27 protein-coding genes and 1 pseudogene are annotated in these 23,184 nt (G+C 72.5%); 13 read left to right on the top strand and 15 right to left on the bottom strand.

The genetic code is table 11. From position 1 onward, the window contains the following. The 5 genes and pseudogenes from ACZ52J_RS14775 to ACZ52J_RS14755 form a co-directional block, all read right to left on the bottom strand. Nucleotides 1–113: pseudogene (locus tag ACZ52J_RS14775) on the bottom strand (electron transfer flavoprotein subunit beta); the annotation flags it as partial. Nucleotides 114–316: 203 nt separating this feature from the next. After that, nucleotides 317–1,165, bottom strand: a complete 849-nt coding sequence (locus ACZ52J_RS14770) for a family 1 encapsulin nanocompartment shell protein (protein ID WP_465618773.1) — start codon at nt 1,163–1,165, stop codon at nt 317–319. Then, nucleotides 1,162–2,211, bottom strand: coding sequence for a Dyp-type peroxidase (locus tag ACZ52J_RS14765; protein WP_465618771.1), 1,050 nt, complete (start codon nt 2,209–2,211; stop codon nt 1,162–1,164). Before ACZ52J_RS14765 ends, ACZ52J_RS14770 begins: the two co-directional genes overlap by 4 nt. A gap of 304 nt (nt 2,212–2,515) precedes the next feature. Next, nucleotides 2,516–3,154 carry an FMN reductase gene (locus ACZ52J_RS14760; protein ID WP_465618769.1) on the bottom strand — a complete coding sequence of 213 codons (639 nt, stop codon included), beginning with the start codon at nt 3,152–3,154 and terminating at the stop codon, nt 2,516–2,518. Continuing rightward, nucleotides 3,151–4,293, bottom strand: a complete 1,143-nt coding sequence (locus ACZ52J_RS14755) for an LLM class flavin-dependent oxidoreductase (protein ID WP_360507368.1) — start codon at nt 4,291–4,293, stop codon at nt 3,151–3,153. The genes ACZ52J_RS14760 and ACZ52J_RS14755 overlap by 4 nt, the downstream gene beginning before the upstream one ends. 127 nt (nt 4,294–4,420) lie before the next feature. Between ACZ52J_RS14755 and ACZ52J_RS14750 the strand changes: the two genes are divergently transcribed. After that, the gene (locus ACZ52J_RS14750; protein ID WP_360507223.1) at nt 4,421–5,182 is read left to right on the top strand and encodes a PP2C family protein-serine/threonine phosphatase; all 762 of its coding nucleotides are present in this window, start codon (nt 4,421–4,423) and stop codon (nt 5,180–5,182) included. A 170-nt stretch (nt 5,183–5,352) separates the two neighbouring features. Here the strand turns inward: ACZ52J_RS14750 and ACZ52J_RS14745 are convergent, their stop codons facing one another. Together ACZ52J_RS14745 and ACZ52J_RS14740 are read right to left on the bottom strand one after the other, a co-directional pair. Then, a complete protein-coding gene (locus tag ACZ52J_RS14745; RefSeq protein WP_465618766.1) occupies nt 5,353–7,656 on the bottom strand; it encodes a M9 family metallopeptidase in 2,304 nt (767 codons plus the stop codon). A gap of 316 nt (nt 7,657–7,972) precedes the next feature. Continuing rightward, entirely contained in the window at nt 7,973–8,545 is a 573-nt protein-coding gene (locus tag ACZ52J_RS14740) for a DoxX family protein (protein ID WP_360507229.1), read from the bottom strand. 210 nt (nt 8,546–8,755) lie between these two features. Here ACZ52J_RS14740 and ACZ52J_RS14735 point away from each other — a divergent pair, with 210 nt between their 5' ends. Beyond that, nucleotides 8,756–9,352, top strand: coding sequence for a TIGR03086 family metal-binding protein (locus ACZ52J_RS14735; RefSeq protein ID WP_465618764.1), 597 nt, complete (start codon nt 8,756–8,758; stop codon nt 9,350–9,352). 147 nt (nt 9,353–9,499) lie between these two features. Next, entirely contained in the window at nt 9,500–9,952 is a 453-nt protein-coding gene (locus ACZ52J_RS14730; RefSeq protein WP_465618762.1) for a hemerythrin domain-containing protein, read from the top strand. A gap of 63 nt (nt 9,953–10,015) precedes the next feature. On the opposite strand, the gene ACZ52J_RS14725 is transcribed toward ACZ52J_RS14730, so the two are convergent. The 3 genes from ACZ52J_RS14725 to ACZ52J_RS14715 all read right to left on the bottom strand — a co-directional run bounded on the left by ACZ52J_RS14725 (nt 10,016) and on the right by ACZ52J_RS14715 (nt 11,569). After that, nucleotides 10,016–10,801 (bottom strand): VOC family protein, encoded by a 786-nt coding sequence (locus tag ACZ52J_RS14725; RefSeq protein ID WP_465618760.1) that lies wholly within the window; start codon nt 10,799–10,801, stop codon nt 10,016–10,018. 121 nt (nt 10,802–10,922) lie between these two features. Then, nucleotides 10,923–11,051, bottom strand: coding sequence for a hypothetical protein (locus ACZ52J_RS14720; protein ID WP_465618758.1), 129 nt, complete (start codon nt 11,049–11,051; stop codon nt 10,923–10,925). A gap of 68 nt (nt 11,052–11,119) precedes the next feature. Further along, the gene (locus ACZ52J_RS14715; RefSeq protein WP_465618757.1) at nt 11,120–11,569 is read right to left on the bottom strand and encodes an SRPBCC family protein; all 450 of its coding nucleotides are present in this window, start codon (nt 11,567–11,569) and stop codon (nt 11,120–11,122) included. A 125-nt stretch (nt 11,570–11,694) separates the two neighbouring features. On the opposite strand from ACZ52J_RS14715, the gene ACZ52J_RS14710 reads away from it, so the two are divergent. The 5 genes from ACZ52J_RS14710 to ACZ52J_RS14690 all read left to right on the top strand — a co-directional run bounded on the left by ACZ52J_RS14710 (nt 11,695) and on the right by ACZ52J_RS14690 (nt 16,968). After that, nucleotides 11,695–12,165 carry a MarR family winged helix-turn-helix transcriptional regulator gene (locus ACZ52J_RS14710; protein ID WP_465618756.1) on the top strand — a complete coding sequence of 157 codons (471 nt, stop codon included), beginning with the start codon at nt 11,695–11,697 and terminating at the stop codon, nt 12,163–12,165. A gap of 105 nt (nt 12,166–12,270) precedes the next feature. After that, on the top strand, nt 12,271–12,951 hold the full coding sequence (locus ACZ52J_RS14705; RefSeq protein ID WP_465618755.1) for a TetR/AcrR family transcriptional regulator: 681 nt from the start codon (nt 12,271–12,273) through the stop codon (nt 12,949–12,951). A 175-nt stretch (nt 12,952–13,126) separates the two neighbouring features. Continuing rightward, entirely contained in the window at nt 13,127–14,662 is a 1,536-nt protein-coding gene (locus tag ACZ52J_RS14700) for an MFS transporter (RefSeq protein WP_465618754.1), read from the top strand. A gap of 225 nt (nt 14,663–14,887) precedes the next feature. Beyond that, on the top strand, nt 14,888–16,498 hold the full coding sequence (gene qcrB / locus ACZ52J_RS14695; RefSeq protein ID WP_465618752.1) for a cytochrome bc1 complex cytochrome b subunit: 1,611 nt from the start codon (nt 14,888–14,890) through the stop codon (nt 16,496–16,498). Nucleotides 16,499–16,527: 29 nt separating this feature from the next. Further along, on the top strand, nt 16,528–16,968 hold the full coding sequence (locus tag ACZ52J_RS14690; protein ID WP_360507255.1) for a PPOX class F420-dependent oxidoreductase: 441 nt from the start codon (nt 16,528–16,530) through the stop codon (nt 16,966–16,968). A gap of 188 nt (nt 16,969–17,156) precedes the next feature. Here ACZ52J_RS14690 and ACZ52J_RS14685 read toward each other — a convergent pair whose 3' ends face one another. Beyond that, complete coding sequence (locus ACZ52J_RS14685) at nt 17,157–17,360, bottom strand: hypothetical protein (protein WP_360507258.1); 204 nt, start codon at nt 17,358–17,360, stop codon at nt 17,157–17,159. Beyond that, nucleotides 17,357–17,626, bottom strand: a complete 270-nt coding sequence (locus ACZ52J_RS14680; protein ID WP_360507261.1) for a DUF1876 domain-containing protein — start codon at nt 17,624–17,626, stop codon at nt 17,357–17,359. Before ACZ52J_RS14680 ends, ACZ52J_RS14685 begins: the two co-directional genes overlap by 4 nt. A gap of 167 nt (nt 17,627–17,793) precedes the next feature. Here ACZ52J_RS14680 and ACZ52J_RS14675 point away from each other — a divergent pair, with 167 nt between their 5' ends. The 4 genes from ACZ52J_RS14675 to ACZ52J_RS14660 are packed head-to-tail and all read left to right on the top strand — an operon-like array spanning nt 17,794 to nt 20,562. Beyond that, a complete protein-coding gene (locus ACZ52J_RS14675) occupies nt 17,794–18,672 on the top strand; it encodes a YndJ family protein (RefSeq protein WP_465618750.1) in 879 nt (292 codons plus the stop codon). Further along, a complete protein-coding gene (locus ACZ52J_RS14670; protein WP_465618748.1) occupies nt 18,669–19,181 on the top strand; it encodes a DUF1990 family protein in 513 nt (170 codons plus the stop codon). The genes ACZ52J_RS14675 and ACZ52J_RS14670 overlap by 4 nt, the downstream gene beginning before the upstream one ends. Before the next feature lie 41 nt (nt 19,182–19,222). Continuing rightward, nucleotides 19,223–19,852 (top strand): hypothetical protein, encoded by a 630-nt coding sequence (locus ACZ52J_RS14665; protein WP_465618746.1) that lies wholly within the window; start codon nt 19,223–19,225, stop codon nt 19,850–19,852. After that, complete coding sequence (locus ACZ52J_RS14660) at nt 19,849–20,562, top strand: hypothetical protein (protein WP_465618744.1); 714 nt, start codon at nt 19,849–19,851, stop codon at nt 20,560–20,562. The genes ACZ52J_RS14665 and ACZ52J_RS14660 overlap by 4 nt, the downstream gene beginning before the upstream one ends. Before the next feature lie 83 nt (nt 20,563–20,645). Here ACZ52J_RS14660 and ACZ52J_RS14655 read toward each other — a convergent pair whose 3' ends face one another. The 3 genes from ACZ52J_RS14655 to ACZ52J_RS14645 are packed head-to-tail and all read right to left on the bottom strand — an operon-like array spanning nt 20,646 to nt 22,555. Further along, a complete protein-coding gene (locus tag ACZ52J_RS14655; RefSeq protein WP_465618742.1) occupies nt 20,646–21,413 on the bottom strand; it encodes a zf-HC2 domain-containing protein in 768 nt (255 codons plus the stop codon). Then, complete coding sequence (locus ACZ52J_RS14650) at nt 21,410–22,012, bottom strand: sigma-70 family RNA polymerase sigma factor (RefSeq protein WP_396287933.1); 603 nt, start codon at nt 22,010–22,012, stop codon at nt 21,410–21,412. Before ACZ52J_RS14650 ends, ACZ52J_RS14655 begins: the two co-directional genes overlap by 4 nt. Before the next feature lie 3 nt (nt 22,013–22,015). Beyond that, nucleotides 22,016–22,555, bottom strand: a complete 540-nt coding sequence (locus tag ACZ52J_RS14645) for a hypothetical protein (RefSeq protein WP_360507278.1) — start codon at nt 22,553–22,555, stop codon at nt 22,016–22,018. Between ACZ52J_RS14645 and ACZ52J_RS14640 the strand changes: the two genes are divergently transcribed. Then, the gene (locus ACZ52J_RS14640) at nt 22,437–23,141 is read left to right on the top strand and encodes a thioredoxin family protein (protein ID WP_465618740.1); all 705 of its coding nucleotides are present in this window, start codon (nt 22,437–22,439) and stop codon (nt 23,139–23,141) included. The genes ACZ52J_RS14645 and ACZ52J_RS14640 overlap by 119 nt on opposite strands. Nucleotides 23,142–23,184: the final 43 nt, after the last annotated feature.

The raw sequence follows: 23,184 nt of genomic DNA, 5'->3' as shown, positions 1-23,184 counted from the left end.
TCCGACAGGAGGCCGTCCACGCCCTCCCGGTCCGTGGTGTGGTCGTCCGCGAAACGACGGTCACCCGTCGCGTCCGGCACGTACTTCACACAGACGACGATCCTCAAGCTCATGAGTGGTTCTCCTGTCACGGGTGCACGGGTGCACTGGATCCATGGCCTCAGTCATGCCGAGGGTACTGAGTGCCAAGTCCGGCCCGGCCGCGACCCGCGCGCCGCGGGCGCCACCTGGACCGGCATACCGTGTCGGCTCTCTTCGACTGGCGTCAGAGGCTCCATCGAGAGAATACGGCACTCAGTACCCCTCGTAAAGGAACTCAGTACCCTTCCCGGTGCCCGGGGGCCCGCGGCCCGTCCTCGCCCTGGGCCGTACCGCCCAGGGCGACGGCGGCCTCCCCGGTGTAGACGCGGAAGGTGAGGGACTCCTGCAGGTAGAGCCGGATCGTTTCGGCGTCGTGGGAGAGGTAGCCGACGGAGACGTCCTGGCCGAGGAAGAGTTCGAAGTCGCCGCCGCGGGTCGAGACCAGGAAGGCGCCCTCGATGGCGGGGGCCCAGATGATGTCGCCGTCGAGGAGGCGGGCCAGGTGGTTGTGGACGGGGTAGCCGTGGTCGCTGGTCTCGTTGACGGCGGTGAAGGCGTCGGCGCCGAGGAGCAGCGAGTACGGACCGCCCACGCCGGCCAGGCGCAGCGCCGTGAGGGCGCGGCTGACCGCCTCGGGGTACTCGCGGACGTCCTCCGGGAGGGGGACCGGGGGGTTGCCGGAGGCGGCGCGGATGCCGTCGACCGTGGCGGCGCGGTAGCCCTCGAAGACGGTCCGGTCCTCGGCCAGGGCGAGCGTGCGGGCGGCGTCCTTGACGGGCTGCCAGTCGGAGTCGCGGGAGCCGCGCTCGACGTCGTCCACGGCCTCCCGGCGGACGGTGAAGGGGACGCGCAGCTCCACCACCGGTCGGCTGGCGCGCGCGTGCGCCTGGACGCCGTCCGCCGGCGGTTCGATACCGGTCAGGTGGCCGGTGCCGACGGCGGCGAAGCCGGTGCCCTCGGGGCCGGTCAGGTCGACCACCCGGCGGCCGGCGATGTGCAGTTTGAAGGTCTGGCGGGCCTCCTCCTCGATCTCCTCCCAGGCGGCGGCGGAGACGGGGGCGAGGTCCCGGTGGAGGTTGTTCATGCGCGGGGTCCTGTTCGGGGGGTCTGCTTGAGGCTGCCGATGCCCAGCGAGCCGTCGGCCGGAGGGCCCGCGGGTACCGGCGGCGGAGACGTGAGCGCAGACGTGAGCGGGGACGGAAGCGGGGGCGGCGAGTCGAGGAAGTCCGCGGTCGGGACGAAGAACAGCGAGCCGGTGACGGCGGTGGAGAAGTCGAGCAGCCGGTCGGTGGTGCCGGGCGGGTTGCCGACGAACATGTTGCGCAGCATCTCCTCGGTCACCCCGGGGTCGCGCGCGTAGCCGATGAAGTAGGTGCCGAACTCGCCGCCGCGTGCGAAGGAGCCGAAGGCCATGTTGAAGCGGACGATCTTCCGCTCCTCGCCGTCCGGGCCGGTGATCACGGTGAGTGCCACGTGCGAGTCCGCGGGCTTGACGTCGTCGTCCAGCTCGATGTCGGTGAGCTTGGTGCGGCCGACCGCCCCCTCCTGCTCCTCGACGCTCAGCGCGTTCCACCTGTCCAGCTCGTGCCGGTACTTCTGGACGATGACGTAGCTGCCGCCGGCGAAGTCCGGGTCCTCGGCGCCGACCAGCGCGGCGCTCACGGCGGCCCGGCCCTCGGGGTTCTCCGTGCCGTCCACGAAGCCGAGCAGGTCCCGGTCGTCGAAGTACCGGAAGCCCTGGACGGAGTCGACCACGGTGGCCGGGCCGGCCAGGCGGGAGGTGAGCCGGCCCGCGAGCTCGAAGCAGAGGTCCATCCGCTCGGCCCGCAGGTGCAGCAGCAGGTCGCCCGGGGTGGCCGGGGCCCGGTGGCGGGGGCCGGCCACCTCCCGGAAGGGGTGCAGGGCGGCCGGCCGGGGGCCGTCGAAGAGGCGGTCCCAGAGCTCGGAGCCGATGCCGGTGACGCAGGTGAGGCCGCCCTCCGGGGCCCGGAAGCCGACCGAGCGGCGCAGGGCGGCGAGGTCGGGCAGCAGGTCGCGGACGGCGTCCTCGCCCCCGGGCTCGACGGTGAGCACCAGGAAGATCGCCGCGCCGGTCAGCGGGGAGAGCACGGCCTGCGGTTCGGGCTGCATGTCTCGGTCCTCCTCGGGAAGATCGGCGCGAGGCACACGACTGGCGCGAGGACGGGGTTCTCCCGCGGCGGGCCCACGTCAGCCGCTCCCGGCGGGGCGCGGGCGTCGGCGGGGCGCGGGCGTGCCGAACACCGGACGGACCAGCACAAATCTGATCATGGGAACGATTACACCGCACAGCGGACCATCCGGCGCGGTTGACGCGCATCCGGACGGCCCCGCCACACCAGGCCGGACGGCCCCGTCGGACGGTGTTCCGACGGGGCCGTCCGGGTGATCAGCCGGCCTGTTCGACCATCGCCGGTCAGACCCGCAGGGCCGCCAGCTGCTGCGCGAACGGCACCACCTGCTCGGCCGCCGCCTGCTCGGGCACCGTGGGCGCCGCCGACCCGCGGCCGGACAGCAGCGCTGCCAGCTCGCCCGCCGCACGGTCGATCCGGCGCGGCAGCCCGTCGGTGAGCCCGTCGCCCGCCGCACCCCAGTCGTCGGTGGCCGCGTAGACCGCGGTCGGCAGCACCACCGCGCGCAGATAGCCGAACAGCGGACGGACGGCGTGCTCCAGGGCGAGCGAGTGCCGCGGCGTGCCGCCGGTGGCGGCGATCAGCACCGGCTTGCCGGTGAGTGCATCGTGGTCGATCACATCGAAGAAGGACTTGAACAGACCGCTGTAGGAGGCGGTGAAGATCGGCGTCACCGCGATCAGCCCGTCCGCCTCCGTCACCGCCTCGATCGCCCCACGCAGCGCGGCGCCGGGGAAGCCGGTGACGAAGTTGTTCGCGATCTCCACGGCGAGGTCCCGCAGTTCGACCACGGTGACCTCCACCTCCCGCCCCGCCGGGGCGAGTTGCCGGACGGTCGAGTCGGCGAGCCGGTCCGCCAGCAGGCGCGTCGAGGACGGCTTGCTGAGCCCGGCGCTCACCACCACCAGCTTGTAGGCGCTCACTTGGACACCTCCACCTTCTCGTTCTCGTTCTCGCCGGCCTGCTCGCCGACCGTCTCGGCGGCCTTCTCGTCGCGGGCCGCGAGCAGCGCGGCGTGGGTCGGCCCCTCCGGCACCTCGGCCGGGCGGCCCTTGGCGAACTCCTCGCGCAGCACCGGCACGACCTCCTCGCCGAGCAGGTCCAGCTGCTCCAGCACGGTCTTCAGCGGCAGGCCGGCGTGGTCCATCAGGAACAGCTGACGCTGGTAGTCGCCGAAGGTCTCCCGGAAGGTCAGCGTCTTCTCGATGACCTCCTGCGGGCTGCCGACGGTCAGCGGGGTCTGCTCGGTGAACTCCTCCAGCGAGGGCCCGTGCCCGTACACCGGCGCGTTGTCGAAGTACGGACGGAACTCGCGCACCGCGTCCTGGGAGTTCTTCCGCATGAACACCTGCCCGCCCAGGCCGACGATCGCCTGCTCGGGGGTGCCGTGGCCGTAGTGGGCATAGCGCTCGCGGTAGAGGTTGACCAGCTTCCGGAAGTGCTCCTTCGGCCAGAAGATGTTGTTCGCGAAGAAGCCGTCGCCGTAGTAGGCGGCCTGCTCGGCGATCTCGGGGCTGCGGATCGAGCCGTGCCAGACGAACGGCGGGAGGTCGTCCAGCGGGCGCGGGGTGGAGGTGAAGCCCTGCAGCGGGGTGCGGAAGCGGCCCTGCCAGTCCACGACCTCCTCTCGCCACAGCTGGTGCAGCAGCGCGTAGTTCTCGATCGCGAGCGGGATGCCCTGGCGGATGTCCTTGCCGAACCACGGGTAGACCGGCCCGGTGTTGCCGCGGCCCATCATGACGTCCACCCGGCCCTCGGCCAGGTGCTGCAGCATCGCGAAGTCCTCGGCGATCTTCACCGGGTCGTTGGTGGTGATCAGGGTCGTCGAGGTGGAGAGGATGATGCGCTCGGTCTGCGCGGCGATGTAGCCGAGCATGGTCGTCGGGGAGGACGGGACGAACGGCGGGTTGTGGTGCTCGCCGGTCGCGAAGACGTCCAGGCCGACCTCCTCGGCCTTGCGCGCGATCGCCACCATGGCCTTGATCCGCTCGTGCTCGCTCGGAGTGCGGCCGGTGGTGGGGTCGGTCGTCACGTCGCCGACGGAGAAGATTCCGAACTGCATGCTGCTCACCACTCCCAGGTAGTCCAACTTTCAACCACCTTAGCAGCCGGGTGGGGATCGTTATTCCCACCCACAATGGAAAGCGGGACGACGGCAAGGGGACGGGGCTCCGGAAGGGCGGCGGACGATGGCGCCGTACATCGCGGTGAGCGCGCTGAGCCACGAGGGCCTGGTGCGGGAGCACAACGAGGACAGCCTCACGGTCGGCCCGTGGACCCTCTGCGCCACGGTGACCGCCAACCCGCAGAGCCTGCTCTTCCCGCTCGGCCCGCCCTGCGTGGTCGCGGTCGCCGACGGCCTGGGCGGCCACCCCGGCGGCGAGGTCGCCAGCGCCCTCGTCGCCCGCCGGCTCGCCGCCGACGGGGACGCCCTGGACGGCGAGGAGGCCATCCGGGAGGAGCTGCAGGAATGCAACCGGGCCGTCTACGCGGCCGCCGCCGGGGAGCCGGAACTCGCCGCCATGGGCACCACGGTCGCCGGACTGGTGCTGCTGGCCGAGCAGGTGCTGGCCTTCAACGTCGGCGACAGCCGGGTCTACCGGATCACCCGGGACGGGCTGCGCCAGGTGAGCGTGGACGACAGCCCCCCACTGCCGCCCGGACGGCGCACCACCTCGGTGGTCACCCAGACCCTGGGCGGCTCGCTCGGCCTCACCTTCGTCGAACCGCACGTCCGGGCCGCCCCGCTGGCCCCCGGCGACCGGTACCTGGTGTGCAGCGACGGCCTGACCGACCCGGTGCCCGACGAGGAGCTGGCCGCACTGCTGGCCCGGTCCTACGAGGGCACCGAACAGGCCGACGGCAAGGCGGCGTTCGAGCTGTGGAAGGCGGCGATCGAAGCCGGCGGACCGGACAACATCACCCTGGCGCTGGTGCGGGTCGGCGGGTAGCCCGCCCGGGGTGCGGGTCGGCGGGGTAGCCCGGGTGCAGGTCAGCGGGGTGACCCGGGTGCGGGTCGGCGGGGTGGCCCGGGTGTGGCCCCCGGACATACGGACCCCGCCCCGGCGGGGCGCCGAAGCGCTCCGCCGGGGCGGTCACCTGTCCGTTCGCCGTTCTCGGCTCACATTTCGCTCGTGACGGTCACCCCGCTGAAGCCCTGCTGGGCGTAGAGGCTGAAGTAGACGTAGCCCGCCGGCGGGTCGGTCACGGTCAGCGTCTCGGAGTTGCCCGGGCCCGTCGAACGCGTGGCGCTGCTGTCGGTGTACGCCCAGTTGCTCGCGTTGTAGTAGAGGTCGCCGTTACCGGTGCCGCCGGCGGTGGTGATCTTCACCTGCTTGGTGCCGGCCGGCACCAGGAGGTAGAAGTGCGCGTAGTTGCCCGTGGTGGCCGCCACGTTGCTGCGGGCGCAGTTGGCGTCCAGCTGCCGGGGGTCGGCCGCGGTGCACTCCGGCAGCTGCGGCGGCGTGGTGGCACCGCCGCCGTCGGTGGCGCAGGCGCCGCCCGCGCACTTGGTCAGCCAGCTGTCGAAGTCGGCGTCGTAGCGGGTGCCGATGGTGGTCTTCAGCAGGGTGCGGGCACCGGCCCAGTCGCCCACCCGGTACTTGGCGAGGATCGCGTCCATGTCGGAGCGGTGCTGCTCCAGCATGTAGCGCACGGCCAGGTAGCCCCAGCGGTAGACCCGGTCCTGGTCACCGTAGACGGTGTCGAAGAGGTCGCTGAGCTTGTAGGTGTGCCGGCCGGCGGCCGCGATGGCGCCGTCGTTGTTCACCTTCCGGTACGAGTAGGAGACGTACTCGGCGAAGCCCTCGACCCACCAGACGGTCGGGGTGGTCATGCCGGTGTTGAAGTCGCCGTACATGTCGAACCGGCCGTCGAGGTAGTGGGTGTACTCGTGGTTGAGGTTCCAGATCTCGAAGGACGGACGGGCCCACTCGGCCTCGTAGCAGAGGAAGCGCGGCTGGTTGCCGGCCTTCGCCGGGTCGCCCTCCAGGTACATGCCGCCGTTGTTGGTGTCGATGCCGTAGATGGCGGCAGCCAGCACCTGGTAGTCGCGCGAGGAGTGGAAGACCACGACCTCGATCGTGTTGTTCCCGTCGTCCTTGACCGGGCCGTTGTCCTTGACCACCGAGTGGAAGTAGGCGTCCTGGCCGGTCAGGCTGGTGCAGGCGGTGCCCAGCTGGGTGCTGTCCAGCGCCTGGGCGATCAGCTTGATGCTCGGGCTGCAGGTGTGGTTCACCGTCAGCACGCCGGCCTTGAGCTGGTCGGCGGCGTTGCAGGTGCCGTAGTACGAGCAGTTGCCGGCGTCGTAGAAGCCGACCGCCTCGGCGACCGCGGCCCACTGGAAGACGGTGCGTCCGTTCGGCGCCGCCTTGTCCACCAGCCCCTTGGCCAGCGGACGGACCTTGGCCTGGAGCGCCGTGTCCTTCAGGAAGCGGCCGAGCTCCTTGGTCGCGTTGTAGACCAGCACCCCGAAGTCGCCGCCGAGCAGGTCGTTGTTGCGGGCGGCGAAGGTGGAGAGGGTGTCCAGGACGCTCGGGTCGGCCTCGACGGCCGCGTCGAAGCCGGCCAGCTGGTGGCCGCGGAACAGCACGGTGAACACCGGGTTGACCGACCAGGCCATGCCGGCCGGGTTCCAGGTGGCGCTGTTGTAGTCGGTCAGCAGCTGCTTGACCACCGTGAGGTAGCGGATGTTCTCCTGCGCGCTGTCGATCAGGGTGACGGCCTCGCCCAGGATGGACCCGTTGCCCGCGGCGACGTCACGCGAGTGCGCGCTGCCGAAGAACGCGTCCAGACCGGAGCGGATCGCCGTCTGCAGGGCGGTGCCGTACGTGCCGACGTCACCCGGGTGGTACCACTGCGCGAAGTAGCCGGCGCGCAGGAAGAGCACCAACTGCTCGACGGAGGTGGAGTTGTCGCCCGGGTAGCTGCCCGCCGCGTCGCGCAGCGCGTACGCCACCGTGGTCATCTGCTCCTCGCGGAACGCGCCGCGCGCGTCACCGCCGGTGAGCTGGAAGAGGCTGTTGATGCACTGGATGTCGGCGGCCTTGATGTGCTGGACCAGGTCGCTGCCGGTCCGGCCGGTGAAGTCGCCGGTGGTACAGGCCTGTTCGGCCGCCGCGCCGAGCCGGAAGGACTTGGTGTTCGGCGCCGTGGACGCCTTCACCTCGGCCGGCCGGGTGTCCAGCGACAGCGGGGCGCGCTGGTCGGCGGAGGCGAACTGCCGCTCACCGTCGCCGCGTTCGGGCGTGCCGGTGGCCGGCTGGGGCGCCGGTCCGGCGGGGGTGGTGGGGGCGGGCGCGCCGCCGGGGGCGGCGGGCGCGGCCTGGCTCTGCGGCGCGAACAGGCCGACCGCCAGGAACAGGGACAGGACGAGCGTCAACAATCGTGCCAGCTGCGGGAGTCGCAGCAGACGTGAGGGACTCACGTGAGGGCCTCCGGGCCGTCGTCGGCCGCGATCGGGGCGCGACCGGTGGGGGAATCGAGGACCGTTGGCGACGGCGCCGCGTGGGGGCGACTCCGTCGGGAACCGGTGGGGAGTGTGACATGTACCATGGCACACATCACATACCCTTGGGAACCCTGGGCGTTGTGCGCAGTTCGCGGGGAAAACGCGAGGAGACCATGGTGACGATTCGTCACCACGGTCTCCAGGACGTTCAGTTGCCGCACAGCCGGCGAACCGGCCGTTCGGGGGGTACTACGTGCGGAGCGCTCCGTGCGGGGCGCAGCGCGCCGAGCCGCTACTTGCGGAGCAGCAGGATCACGCCCGCCGTCGCGAGGCCGACCACGACGGCGGCCACGCCGTACGCCAGGCGGTGCGCCCGCACCACCGGCAGGAAGCGGTCCACCGCGTAGCGGCCCGGACCGGTCAGCGCGAGCGCGGCGGCGCCGGCCGTCAGCAGCAGCTCGTACTCGCTGCCCTTCGGGGCGAAGAAGCCGCCGCCCCAGGTGACAGCGATCGCGTTGACCATCGTGCCGACGATCGCGGCGCCCGCCAGCGGGGTCAACAGGCCGACGGCGAGGCCGAGTCCGCCCAGCGTCTCGGTGAGGCCGGCCACCACGGCCATGGCGTGACCGGCCGGGTAGCCGCTCATGGTGAAGAAGTGACCGGTGCCGTCGATCCCGCCGCCGCCGAACCAGCCGAACAGTTTCTGGCTGCCGTGCGCGGCCATGGTCAGGCCGAGGACCAGGCGCAGGAGCAGGAGTCCGACGTCATAGGCGTGCGGGGAGGTCGTCGCGGACCCGGAGTTCTCCCGGGCCGGGCTGACGGTGGGGCTGGTGGCGGCGGTCGTGCTCGGGCTGCTGCTCGGCATGCGCGTCTCCATCGATCGAGGGTCGGTCGTCGCCGGCCGGGGCCGGCGTGAGGGGGTGCGGTGAGGCGGCGGGCGGGGGTCGTCACCCCGACGCCATTGTTCAAATTTGAACCGGCCGCTCCCCCGACCGTACCGTGGAGTTCGAATTTGAACAACTGACGCTTCGTGGGCGACTCGCGACCCCCGCCCGAACCGGGGCAGGGTGGAGACATGGCTCAACGCAGGCAACACCAGCGGGGCGCGCGCACCGGCACCCCGTACCCCGAAGCCCTGGCCGCCTTCGACGAACGCGTCCGGCTGATCACTCCCGACCAGTGGGACTCCCGCACCCCGTGCGCCGACTGGTCCGTCCGCGACCTCGTCAACCACCTCACCGGCGAACAGCTCTGGGTGCCCGAACTGCTGATGGGCGCCACCATCACCGAGGTCGGCGGCCGCTTCGACGGCGACGTACTCGGCGACGACCCCGTCGCCGCCTGGACGGACGCCGCCGAAGCCGCCCGACAGGCCTGGGCCGTCCCCGGCGCCACCGAGCTGACCGTCCACCTCTCCTTCGGCGACGTCTCCGGCCAGTACTACCTGGACCAGCTCACCACCGACCTGACCATCCACACCTGGGACCTCGCCGAAGGCATCGGACGGCGCACCCGGCTCCCCGCCGAGCTCGTCGACTTCACGCTCGGCGAGATCTCCGGCTACGGGGACCTCTCCGGCAGCGGGCTCTTCGACCCGCCCCTGCCGGTGACCGAGGACGCGAGCCCCCAGACCCACATGCTCGCCCTCACCGGGCGGCGGGACGCCGGGTGACCGGACGGCGGGGCAGCCAGGACGGAGAGTGACCGCACCACGGCGTGACCGGGACGGAGGGTGACCGGGGGCCCAGCCGGCCGAACCGCCCGACGCCGGATACTGGAAGGTACGGGGATCAGTTTCCGAGCGAGAGGCGGGCGCGCCATGAGCCGCAGGCCGGACATCCTCGGCGAGTTCACCGCCGACCACCGGGCGGTCACCGAACTACTCGACGCGATCGAGGCCGCCCCGGCCGGCAGCCCCGGGCGCGGCCCCCTGGTGACCCGGCTGACCGACCTGCTGTTCGCCCACTGCGCCGCCGAGGAGGAACACCTCTTCCCGCTCGTGCAGCACGACGTGCCCGACGGCGGCGCACTGGTGTTCAGCAGCATCCACGACCACCTGGCGATCGGGCAGTACCTCTCCGACCTGCAGGCGCTCCGCCCCGACGACCCGGTCTTCGACACCCTGCTGCACGGCCTCGGCGACACCCTGCGGCGGCACCTGCTCAGCGAGGAGAAGCAGCTCTTCGCCGCCGCCCGCAAGGCCCTGCCCGCCGCCGAACGCGCCGCACTCGGCGACCGGCTACGGGCGGACCGCGAGGCGCTCGGCTCCTGACCCCTCCGGTCAGCCCTTCGCCGGCCCCTCGTCGTCCTTCGTCAGCCCTTGGTCAGCCCCTCGTCAGCCCTCCAGGCTGATCACCGCGAAGCGGGCGCCCTCGTGGTCCTGCAACCGGGCCACCCGCCCGTACGGGGAGTCGAAGGCGGGGCCGAGCACCGCGCCGCCCAGCTCGACCGCCCGGGCCAGCGCCCGGTCGGTGTCCGGGACGGCGAAGGACACCTCCCAGTGCGGTGGCATCCCCGCCGGGCCGCCCGCCTGCTCCCTGGCCAGCGCCGCGACGTTGTTCCCCTCGGCCCGCAGCACCACCCGGTCGTGCTCCCAGCGGACCTCGAAGCGCTCCGGGTCGCGGCCGTCCCAGCGGAACACCTCGCCGTAGAACAGCGCCGCCGCGAACGGGTCCGGGGTGCGCAGCTCGATCCAGACCGGCGCGCCGGGCAGCTCCAGCTTCCGGGCCCGGCCCAGCGGGCCCTCCCAGATGCCGAACACCGCGCCCGCCGGGTCCGCCGCGAAGGCCACCCGCCCGGCGTCGAAGGCCAGCGGGCCGACCGCCAGCGTCGCGCCGCGCTCACGCACCGCGTCGGCGGCCGCGTCGGCGCTCTCCGTCCCGAAGTAGCTGGTCCAGGCGAGCGGGATCGCCCCCTCGCCCGCGACGCCGAGCCCGGCCACCGCCTCCCCGCCGACCACCGCGTGCACGTACGGGCCGAAGCGGTCCGGCCCGGCCTCGAACTCCCAGCCGAGTAGCGGCCCGTAGAACCCCTTGGCCCTCTCCAGGTCCCGGGCCATCAGGCTCACCCAGCACGGAACGGCCGCCACACAACGCACCCTGGCGGTCTCACCGCTGCCCATCGCGAACCTCCTCGCCCACCCGGCCGCCGGGCCCCTCCCGACTCCCACGGCCCACCGGCCGCCCGGGACGCCCACAGCCTAGGCCGCCACCCCGGACACCCCGGGGAAGCCATGCCCGGGATCAGCGCACCCAGTTCTTCAACGCCTCGGTGTCCAACGAGATGCCCACCGGGTCCGGCAGCCGAACGGTCCTGCCGAACGGGAGGGTCCGAGCGTTCGTGTAGCGCACCCCGTCGGGCTCGCTGAACACGGTGACCTCGGCGGAGTCCCGGTCGACCAGCAGAGCTGAGCCGACAGCCCGGTGGGCGACGCGAGGGGTCAGGCGTTCCGGACGACCTCGCGGGTGAGCTTGAGGGTGGTCTGGATGGCCAGCAGGTAGCCGCCGTGCATGCGGGTGGCGGCGGCTTCCTCGGCTTCTCCGCCGCCGAGGTCGAGTTCGCCGCGGAAGGTGAGGGTGAGGCCGTGCTCGTCCTCGTCGATGTCGTTGTGGATCACCCAGCGGGCGGCCTCGTCGTCGCGGAAGAAGCTGACGCGGGTCTTCGGGTGGAAGACGATCTCCTCGCGCACCCGCTCGCCGTGGAAGACGACCTCGCGGATCAGGCCTTTCTCGGTCCGCTCGAGCACGGTGCACTCGTCCATGGCGGCGACGACGGGCGCCGCGTTCTCGGCCTTGCGCACCAGGCCGGCCCAGACGTCGTCCCGGGTGAGGTGCACCTCGTCGGGGTTGGCCGGGTCGTTGACGCGCACGGTCTCGCTGATGACTCGCATGACGGATCCCCCAGTTACTTGTTCGGCCAAGCAATTTGCTTGTGCGGCCAAGTAAACGCTTGAGGCATGCCCAGCGCAAGAGGTGGCCCCAGAAGAGAAGAACTGATTGCGCATACAATGAACCCATGCCTGAACTCCCGAACCCCCTCGCCGAGGCCGGCGGCATCAGCCAGGCCATCGCCCGGGTCTCCCGCCTGCACCGGGCGAACGCGGAGCGCCTGCTGCGCCCGCACGGCCTGCACGCCGGGCAGGAGCTGCTGATGATGCTGCTCTGGGAGCGCGGGGCGCTGCCGCAGGCCGCACTGATCGAGGAGCTCGGCACGGACGCCTCCACCGTGACGCGGATGGTGCAGCGGCTGGAGCAGGCCGGGTTCGTCCGGCGCCGGCGCAGCGAGACCGACCGGCGAGCCGTGGTGGTCGAGGCGACGGCGGCGGCCTGCGCCCTGCGCGATCAGGTCGCGCAGTCCTGGCGGGAGCTGGAGGCGGTCACCCTGACCGGGCTGGACGAGGCCGACCGGGCCGCGCTGACCGGCCTACTGGGGCGGCTGGAGCTCAATCTGAGCCCCGCCGTCGACGCCGGCGACCCCGCAGTGTGACGCAGGTCACATGGGTGGCGGAAATTCCGGGGACAGATTCCCCGTTTCCGACTACGTTGGCAGAAGCGGGGAGAACTTCCCCGGTATCCTGAAGGAGCAGTCGTCGTGACCACCGTAGCCGCCGAGTCGGTTCGTCCCGCGGGGAGTGTCCGTACGCCGAAGTTGCGTGCGGATGCGAGCCGGAACCGGGAGCGGATCGTGCTGGCGGCCCGGGAGGCGTTCGTCGAGCACGGTGCGGATGTGCCGCTGGACGAGATCGCCAAGCGGGCGGGGGTCGGCAATGCCACGCTCTACCGGAACTTCCCGGATCGGATGGCACTGATCCGCGAGGTGGCACTGCTGGTCAAGAACCGCATCCTGGCTCTCGCCGAGACGGCGGCGGCGGAGGCGGACGCCGCTGACGGCGGTGGCCCGTTCGACGCTCTACAGCGGTTCGCGCACGCGACCGTCGCGGAGAAGGTCGGCGGTCTGTGCGCGCTGTTCACCAGCCATGTCGACCCGCACGACCCGGAGTTGACCGAGATCCGGGAGCGCCTGCGGTCCGCCGTGAGCGGACTGATGGAGCGCGCCCGGGCGGCAGGCGAGCTGCGGCCGGACGTCGACCACGGTGACCTGTTCATCGCGATGAGCCAGCTGACCCGACCGCTGCCGGGCACCTCCTGCCGGCTGCTGGACGAGTTCGTCCACCGGCACCTGCAGCTGTTCCTGGACGGCCTGCGCGCGCCGGCCCGTTCGGTCCTGCCCGGCCGGGCCGCGACCTTCGAGGACTTCCTGACCCAGAACTGACCGATGCACCACACCTGATCCGACCGGCGGCACCGGGCGACCCGCGCTCCTGGGCGGCACCGACCCGGCCTGCCCCCGGCATGCCTTCGAGCACCTTTCACCGTACGGCAACCAGCCGTTCCCGTACGGCAGTTGACCGTTCACGCACACCACGCACCGTGAAGTGAGTACCCCCATGCCTCAAACCGACGCCCGACCGGCGACGCTGCCCGATCCCCGCCGCTGGAAAGCGCTGATATTCATCGGCCTCGCCCAGCTGATGGTCGTCCTCGACGCGACCATCGTGAACATCGCCCTTCCGTCCGCCCAGAAGGACCTGGGCATCACCGACGGCAACCGCCAGTGGGTGATCACCGCCTACGCGCTGGCCTTCGGCGGCCTGCTGCTGTTCGGCGGCCGGATCGCGGACCTCTGGGGCCGCAAGCGGACCTTCATCGTCGGCCTGACCGGCTTCGCGCTGGCCTCCGCGCTCGGCGGCTTCGCGGTCAACACCGCGATGCTGCTCGGCGCCCGCGCCCTGCAGGGCGTGTTCGGCGCACTGCTCGCGCCGGCCGCGCTGTCGCTGCTCGCCGTGACCTTCACCGAGGCGAAGGAGCGCGCCAAGGCCTTCGGCATCTACGGTGCGATCGCCGGTGGCGGTGGCGCCATCGGTCTGATCCTCGGCGGCCTGCTGACCGAGTACATGAACTGGCGCTGGACCTTCTTCGTCAACATCCCGTTCGCCATCGCCGCCGCCGCCGGCGCGGTGCTGGTGATCCGCGAACCCGCCGAGGGCCGCAACCGCAGCAAGCTGGACGTCCCCGGTGTGCTGCTGGTGACCACCGGCCTGGTCTCGCTGGTCTACGGCTTCACCAGGGCCGAGACCAGCGGCTGGACCGCCGGCAGCACCCTGGGCCTGTTCGCCGCGGCCGCCGTGCTGCTGTTCGCCTTCGTGATGGTGGAGCTGAGGGTCAAGGCCCCGCTGCTGCCGCTGCGCGTGGTGCTGAACCGCAACCGCGGCGGGGTGTACCTGTCGCTGGGCATGGCCGTGATCGGCATGTTCGGTCTGTTCCTCTTCCTGACCTACTACCTGCAGATCGTGCTCGGCTACAGCCCGGTGCTGACCGGCGTGGCCTTCCTGCCGATGGTGGCGGGCATGATCACCGGCTCGACCCAGATCGGCGCCCGGCTGATGACCCGGGTTCCGGCCCGCTACCTGATGGCGCCCGGCTTCCTGGTCGCCTCGGCGGGCATGTTCCTGCTGACCCACATCAGCCTGGACACGTCCTACCCGGCGCTGATCCTGCCCGGCCTGATCCTGATGGGCCTCGGCATGGGCACCGCGTTCATGCCGGCCATGAGCCTCGCCACGTACGGCGTCCAGCCGCGCGACGCGGGCGTGGCCTCCGCGATGGTCAACACCTCGCAGCAGGTCGGCGGCGCCATCGGCACCGCGCTGCTGAACACCATCGCGGCCAGCGCGACCACCAGCTGGCTGGCCTCGCACGCCACCGCCGCGGCCGCCGCCTCCCCGGAGGCCGCCAAGGCGCTGCAGTTCCAGGGCATGGTGCACGGCTTCTCGACCGCGATCTGGGTGTCCTTCGGGATCCTGGTGGCAGCCGCCGCCGTCGCCTTCACCTTCATCAACGCCGGTCGCCCCGACGCGACGTCGGGTGCGGGCGCCGGTGCGGGCGCCGCGAAGGCCGACGAGGTGCCGGTGCTGGTGCACTGACGCCCAGGGGTTTCACTCGGGTGCGTACGCGGCCCGTCCGGTATCTCACGACACCGGACGGGCCGCTCGCCGTTTCCGCCGCCTCACTGCTTCCGCCTCCGCCTCCGCCCGATGCTCACCTCACCCGACCCCCGGCTGAAAGTGGGGATGACCCCCCGTTTAGGGTGGACCCCAGTGCGAATCGGGGACATCTCCCCGTTTCCTTCGGACCGAGGTGCGTGCGACATGACCCGGAATCAGAGCCCAGGGCGGGGGCAGCGGGCCGCCGACTGGGCGGACGGCCGGCTGGGGATCTACACCCTGGCCAGGGCGAACCTCCGCAAGATCTTCCCGGACCACTGGTCCTTCATGCTGGGCGAGATCTGCCTCTACACCTTCCTGATCATCATCCTGACCGGCGTCTGGCTGACCCTGTTCTTCAAGCCGTCGATGGGCGAGGTGGTCTACGCCGGCTCGTACGTGCCGCTCAAGGGCATCGCGATGTCGGAGGCCTACGCCTCCACCGTGGACATCAGCTTCGAGGTGCGCGGCGGCCTGCTGATCCGGCAGATCCACCACTGGGCGGCGATCGTCTTCGTCGCGGCCATGTTCCTCCACATGATGCGGGTGTTCTTCACCGGCGCGTTCCGCAAGCCGCGCGAGATCAACTGGGTCTTCGGCTTCCTGCTGCTCTTCCTCGGCATGCTGGACGGCTTCTTCGGTTACTCGCTGCCGGACGACCTGCTCTCCGGCACCGGCCTCCGGTTCATCGAGGGCGCGATCCTCGCCGTCCCGCTGATCGGCACCTACGTCCAGATGTTCCTGTTCGGGGGCGAGTTCCCCGGCCACGACATCGTGCCGCGGTTCTTCACCATCCACGTGCTGCTGATCCCCGGCATCATGCTCGGGCTCCTGGTGGCACACCTGATCCTGGTCTTCTACCACAAGCACACCCAGTGGGCGGGCCCCGGCAGGACCGAGAAGAACGTCGTCGGCATGCCGCTGATGCCGGTCTACCTGGCCAAGGCCGGCGGGTTCTTCTTCCTGGTGTTCGGCATCATCGCGCTGCTGGCGGCGATCGCGACCGTCAACCCGATCTGGGCGTACGGACCGTACCGTCCCGACCAGGTCTCCACCGACGCCCAGCCGGACTGGTACATGGGCTTCGCCGAGGGCCTGATCCGGATCATGCCGGGCTGGGAGGTCGGCCTGTGGGGCCACACCCTCAACCTCGGGGTGCTCATCCCGTTCACCCTGTTCCCGCTGGTCCTGGGCGCCATAGCGGTCTACCCGTTCGTGGAGAACTGGCTCACCGACGACAAGCGGGAGCACCACCTGCTCGACCGGCCGCGCAACGCGCCCGTCCGCACCGCACTCGGCGCCGCCTGGATCAGCCTGTACCTGGTGGCGCTCGTGGCGGGCGGCAACGACCTCATCGCCACCCACCTGCACCTGTCCCTCAACGCGATCACCTACGCCGCCCGCGTCGGCTTCTTCGCCGTCCCGGTGATCGTCTTCACCGTCACCAAGCGCTGGTGCCTCGGGCTGCAGCGCCGGGACCGCGACAAGGTGCTGCACGGCCGCGAGACCGGCGTCATCAAGCGGCTGCCGCACGGCGAGTTCACCGAGGTGCACGCCGGGCTCACGCCCGCCGAACTCCACCGGCTCACGGCACACGAGCAGCCGCGCCCCCTCGAACTGCCCGCCCCGGTGGACGAGAATGGAGTCGCCCACCCGGCAGGGGTGCTCACCCGCACCCGCGCGAGGCTGTCCCGCGGATTCCACGGCGAGCACGCACAGATTCCCAAGCCCACCGTCGAGGAGTACCGCGAGATCACCGAGGGCCACGGGCACTGACCCGCCCCCGACGCCAGAGGGAGGACATCGTGCACGACCGCACCGACCGACTCGCCGACAGCAGACACCTCCTGCTCACCACCTTCGACGAGGACGGCACCCGGATCGACTCCCAGCTCTGGGTGGTGCCGGACGGCACGGCGCTCGGGGTCTGGACCCCCGCCCACTCGGGCGAGGCCGAACGGATCCGCCGCCACCCCCGGGTGCTGATCGGCCCCTGCGACGCCCACGGGCGCCCGACCGGCCGCAGCGTCCCGGCCCGCGCCCGGCTCTGCGACGCCGACGCGACCGCGCGCTACCGCACCTCGCTGATCAACAAGTACGGCCTGACGGCCCTGATCGTGCTGGCCCGCAGCCGGTTCCGGGTCGGGCTGGACGGGACGGTCGGGATCCGGATCACCCCGAACACGCTGGAGCAGCGGCTGGTCGGGCCGGAGTGGCGGCCGCCGGGCACGTACTGCGTCAACTGAGACCGCCGCCAGGGCAGCAGAGCCCGCCGTGCGCCGGACCCGGGGACGGGGTCCCGGCGCACGGCGTTTCCGGCGCACGGCGTTGTCGGCGTCGGCGTCGGCGTCGGCGTCGGCGTCGGCGTCGGCGTCGGCGCAGGGTTCGCCCGGGGGCCTGCGGCTCGGGGCTCGACAGCCCGGGCCCCGGCGGCTCAGGTGTCGTCGTCCGGCGCCCGCGCCAGGTCCCCGGGCTCGCAGGCCTCGCGGCCGGTCCCGACGTGGACGACCTTGATCGCCCGGTCCGGACCGCCGGGCACGACCTGCTGTTCGTGCCCGCAGCGCGGGCAGATCAGCGGGATCCGTGGACGGGACGGCGCCGGTCCGGTGCCGCCGCCGTCCGGGTGCGGGGCACTCACGTCAGCGGGTGGGTCGGGATCGGGCTGACCTCCTGGATCTCACCGTGGGCCTTGGTGAGCAGTTGGGAGGCGAGGTCGTTGAGCGCGCGGGCGCCCGCGACCTCTTCGCCGACCCGTAGCTGGTCCGGGTCGGAGGGGTGGCGGCTGCTGTAGCCGTGGGCGCGCAGTTCGGTCCCGTCGCCGAGCCGGAGCAGGGCGGCGGCGCTGGTGCGCGGACCGTCCTCACGGAACTCCATGTCGATGTGCCAACCGACCAGAGTCTGCATGGCGGATCACCTCCATCGGTTACTCCTCCAGAGTGCGCCGCACCCACCGTGAACACCAGGCAGCCGGGACCGGGCCTCCGTCGGGGGCAGATTGAACGCGTTCAAGTCAGCGGCGTAGAGTCGGCCGCGAAGCTCATTTGAACGCGTTCAAGGGGGGTGTGTCCGCCATGGGCAAGGGCACCACCGAACTGGTGGACCTGCTGGTCCTGCTCGGCATGGGCGCCGTCGTCCCGCTCGGCCTCGCCCTGATCGACGAACCCGGGCTCGCCCGGGTCCGCCGCTTCTGGCCACTCGCCGCCGTACCCGGCGCGCTCTCGCTCTGGCTGCCGCGCGGCGGCCTCGCCGCCGGGCCCGCCACCGTCTACGCCCTGGGCACCCTGGTCATCGCCCTGCACGCGCCGCTGCGGCTGGCCCGCACCCGCTCGCTGGTGCCCGCCGAGATCGCCGTGCTCACCGCGCTCGCCGCGCCCTCGGTGGCCGGGGTCGCCCTGGTCGCCGAACGCTCCGGCTACCCGCTGTTCGGCTTCGAGCCGCACGTCCTGGCGCTCACCGTCCCGCACTTCCACTACGCCGGCTTCACCGCCGCCCTGGTCGCCGGGCTGGTCTGCCGCGCCGCCGCCCCGGCCGCAGGCCTCGGCTCCACCGCGCCCTCCGCCGCGACCTCCACCGCGGCCCGCTGCGCGGCGCTCAGCGTCCCGGCGGGCACCCTGCTGGTGCTGGCCGGGTACTTCCTCGGCGACTGGTGGCAGTTCGCCGGGGCCCTCGTGCTGACCACGGGCATGTGGCTGGTCGGCCTGGTCACCTGGCGCGAGCTGCGCCCCCGCGGCGGCGACGCCGCCACCGCCCGACTGTTCGCCCTCTCCTCGGCCGTCCTCGCGCTCACCATGGTGCTCGCCCTCTGGTGGGCCCTCGGCCGGGCCGCCGGACTCCCCCACCCCACCCTGACCTGGATGGCCGCCACCCACGGCGTCGGCAACGCGCTCGGCTTCGCCCTCTGCGCCCTCCTCGCCTGGCGCCGGCTCAACACCCCGAAGGCCCACCGGTGAACGACTACAGCTACCCCGAACAGGGCGCCAGCGCCACCGGCGCACTGCCCGACGGCTACCACCACCTGCGGCACCGGGCGCTGATCGGCCACGGCCACGCCGCACTCGGGGTCGCCGGAGCCGCCCTGCTCGGCTGGCGGATGCACCGGCTGGCGGGCGTACGGATCGACGCCGAGGCGGACCAGGCGGCCCCCGGCGTCGCCGTCCACTGCGCGATCGGCGTCGGCCCGCTGCGGGTCGGCGCCCCGAACCGGGTCCTGACCGCCGTCGACGGCCCGGACCGCTACGGCTTCACCCACGGGACGCGGCACGGCCATCCGGCCCGCGGCGAGGAGACCTTCCTGGTCGAGATGGGGCCGGACCAGGCGGTCTGGTTCACCGTCACCGCCTTCAGCCGACCCGTCGCCCGGTACGCCCGGCTGGCCGGCCCGCTGCTCCCGCTCGCCCACCGCGCCTTCGCCCGGCGCTGCGGGCGGGTGCCGGCCGGGATCGCGGCGGACGCGGCGTAAATGCCGTGCCCGGCGCAGCCGCCCTCCGGCATGATCGCCGGATGATGTCGATGCAGCCGGTCCTGGAGATCTTCGCCCCCGACGACTTCGCGCTCTGGCCCACGGGCGAGCAGCAGCCCTGGGGATACCTGGTGCTGAACGGGGAGTTGACGCCGGCCGAGGTGGGCACGGCGGTGTGGCGGCTCACCGACTGCAACGACGTCGACCCCGACGAGGACGACGAGCGCGGTCCGCGCCCGGAGGATCCGCTGGGCGCCTTCCTGCACGGGCTGCTCACCATGCCGGACCTCTTCGCCCCCGGCGGGTTCCGGGTGACCGACCCCGCCACCGGCGCCGTCTTCCAACCGGGCTGCTGCACCGGCCTGGAGGAGTGGCGCCAGTGGCTGACCGTGGCCGACGGCACGGGCACGGCCTGGTTCGGCCACGACCCGGACGCCCGGGCCGAGTGCGTCGGCCGGGTCGTCCGGCTCACCCAGGACGCCGAGGACGCGGACAGCCCGGTCATCGAGCTGTCGCTGGACGAGTTGCGCCGGCTGCTCGCCGGCGCCGAACAGGACCTGCGCGACTTCCTGGCCCTGGCGACGGGTTGGGCCGAGCGGCAGCTGCCCGACCACGCCGCCGCCGTCACCGCCGCCCTCGCCCGGGCACTGGACCTGGAGCCACCGGCATGACCAGCTTCCACACCCACCGAGCCCGGGTGCACGACACCTCCCTCCCGCTGTACCGGCGGCACAGCGCGCTGCGGACCTGCCTGACTTGCTTCGCCCCCTACGGCCTGCGGGCGACGTACCACCACCTCACCGTCAGTGCCCGGATGCCCCGGTACCTGGAGACGGACCCGGACTCGCTGCTCCGCGCGGTGGAGGAGCTCCACGAGGCGCGGGAGCTGTGGCGGGCCCGGGCCGAGGAGTACCGGGCGCAGCGCCGGGCGCAGAAGCGGGCCGGACTGCGGGAGCCGCCGGTGACGCCGTGGTGGGACCGGTACCGCTACCGGTGGGGCTCGCCGGACACGGCGTGGCACCACGACCCCTTTCTGCACCCGCCGTTGAGCCTGCCCGACTACGTCCGGCGGCAGAACGCGCTGCTGGACGGCGCCGAGCTGCCCGGCTGCCCGGCCTGCGGGGAGGAGGGCCCGCCGGTGTCACTGCCGAGCTGCGACGGCCACGCCGAGCTGTGCCGCTCCTGCGCGCGGGTGCTGACGCCCTGCCCGTGCGGGCGTTGGCACAACTTCGAGCCGACGCTCCGGGTCGGCTGGAGCCGCACGTGGCGGCGGGAGCACATGTCCGGCACCGGCGAGCCGAATCCGCACTGGCCCGGGGTCCGGGGGACGGCCCGGATCGAGCGGCTGGCCGCGTACCACTACGTGCACGGGCCGTACTGAGTCGGGCCGCGTAGGCGGGGGGCGGGTCGGGGGGCGGGTCGGGGAGGCGGGGCAGGTCGGGCCCTCGTGGGCGGGGAGGCGGGTCAGGCCTGGTGGGCGGGGACGGCGACCAGGAGGGCGCCGGTGGTCTGGACCCGCACCTCGAAGTGGTCGATGTCGCCCGGCTGGAGGGCCGCGCCGCCGGTGGTGCGCAGCACGCCGCCGTGGTCCCCGTAGCCGCTCGCCGGGACGGTCCAGGTGTTCACCGTCTGCTGTCCGCCGCTGTGCGAGACGGCGACCAGACTGCAGGTCAACGGGCCCTGGACACCGGAGAGTTGCATGCTGACCCGACTGCCCCAGGTGGTGCCGTCCACGCCGACGGTGGCGTGCGCGCCGGTGGCCTGGTCGGTGGCGCTGAACTGCTCGGCCACGGCGACCACGGCGGGGGTGCTGTCGGCGGTGAGCACCGCGGCCGTGACGGCGGGGCCCGCCGCCACCATCGCGGTCGCGGCCAGGGCCAGGACGAGTCGCCGCACCCGGCCCCGCCGCCGGACGGTGCCGACCTCGGCGACCAGCCGGTCCAGGAGCCGCGGGTCCGGGTGCGGGGCGGGGCCGGCCGGGTCCAGCCCGGCGGCCGTCGCGGAGGCCGCGTACTCGGCCAACAGTGGTTCAACGAAGCCGAGTTCGGACACCTGCTCGGCGCACTGCGGGCAGTCGGCCAGGTGCCGTTCGAAGGCGGCGCGCTCGGCGGGCTCCAGCAGGCCGAGGACGTAGGCGCCGGCGTCGGTGTGCTCCGGGCCGCCGGGCACGCCGTCCGGCCCGCCGGGAATGTGCTCCGGGCGGCCGGGCTCGGGGTCGGGGCGCTTGGTCACGATGTCACTCCCCGTTCCTCCAGCGCGAGCCTGAGCGAGCGCAGTGCGTAGAACACCCGCGACCGTACGGTCCCGGCCGGGATGTCGAGTTCGGCGGCCGCCTCGTTGGCCGTGCGGCCCTTCAGATAGGTCTCGACGATGATCTCGCGGTGCGCCGGCGAGAGGTCGCCGAGCGCGTCCGCGACGGTCATCATCCGCAGTGCCCGGTCGAGCTCGTCCTCGGCGGGCAGCAGTTCCAGGGCCGACGCGTCCACCTCGCGGGGCCTGGCCCGGGCGCTTCGGTGCTCGTCGATCACGATCCGCCGGGCGACCGTGACCAGCCAGGGCCGCAGCGAGCCCGCCGCCGGGTCGAGGCGGTGGATGTTGCGCCAGGCGCGGACCAGCGTCTCCTGGACGACGTCCTCGGCCCGCTGCCGGTCGCCGGCGACCAGGTGGAGCACGAAGCCGAAGAGCGGACCGGCGTGCTCGTGGTACAGGGCGCGCATCAACTCCTCGTCGGACGCCCTCGTGCCGTGGCCGGCCGTGCCGTCGACGGGGTGCTCCTCGGTCACCACTTCATCGTTGCGCACCCGGGCCTCCTGGTCGAGGGCGGTCGACATCGGTCAGTAGCCCGGGGTGCTGGGCATCGGGTTGGAGTTCGTGCCGGTGCCCGCCTTGCCACCGCTCGGGGTCACCGCGAACCAGGTGCCGCCCACGCCCTGGCCCTTGGTGTCGCCGGGCTTGGCGTCCGGCGAGTAGCGGTAGACCGGCCAGCCGTTGACGGTGACCTGCTTGGTGCCGTCGGAGCGGGTGACCGTGCCGACCAGCTTGCTGTCGATGCCCTTGACCGTGACGTCGCCGTTGACGTGCTCGGGCGGCCAGGTCGTGGCACAGCTGCCGTTGCAGTAGGACTCCGGCGGGTTGCTCTCGTCCTGGTCGAAGCGGTAGAGCGTGAAGCCAGCGCTGTCGGTGACGATCGTGCCCAGCTTGGGGTCGGTGGCGGTCTGCAGGGTCGCGCTCGCCGGGGCGGTCGGGCTGCCCGACATGCTCGGCGTACTGGACTTGCTTCCTCCGGACGACCCGCAGCCGGCGATCAGGGCGGCCACCGCGATGCCGGAGGCGGCCAGCACGGCGGCCCGGCGGGTGCGGGGTGTGCTGCGCATGGGGTGCCTCCCGCGGTCTGAACGGACTGGACACCCTTCTGTACGGGCGGTGGCGACCGGTTGCTCAATGCCGGGCGCCGGATGGCCGCAGGACGGCCACGGAATGCCGGACACCCCCGGAATACGGTGCCGAGCAGCACCGTTGTCGCGGGCACATGGCCTGTACCGCAGCCTCCGGAAGGGAAGGAATCGCGAGATGAGCAGCACGGTCGAGCTGACCAAGGAGAACTTCGACGACATCGTCCCCGGCCCGGAGGGCAAGGACTTCGTCTTCATCGACTTCTGGGCCGGGTGGTGCGGTCCCTGCCGCCAGTTCGCCCCGGTGTACGAGAAGGCGGCCGAGCGCCACTCCGACCTGGTCTTCGCCAAGGTGGACACCGAGGCGCAGCAGGAGCTCGCCTCCGCGTTCGGCATCCAGTCGATCCCGACACTGGCGATCATCCGTGAGGGCGTGCTCGTCTTCTCGCAGGCCGGCGCGCTGCCGGAGGCGGTGTTCGAGGACCTGATCGGCCAGGCCCGCAACCTGGACATGGCCGAGGTGAAGCGCAAGGTCGCCGAGGAGCAGGCGGCCGGCGGCCAGGCCTGAGCCGCGAGCGGTCGGCGGGGGCCCGGGGAGCGTCGTCCCCCCG

It is taken from the genome of Kitasatospora sp. NPDC034035, assembly GCF_055575755.1.
The sequence above is the reverse complement of the archived record's forward strand: the minus strand, read 5'-3'. Positions and strand labels throughout refer to the sequence as shown.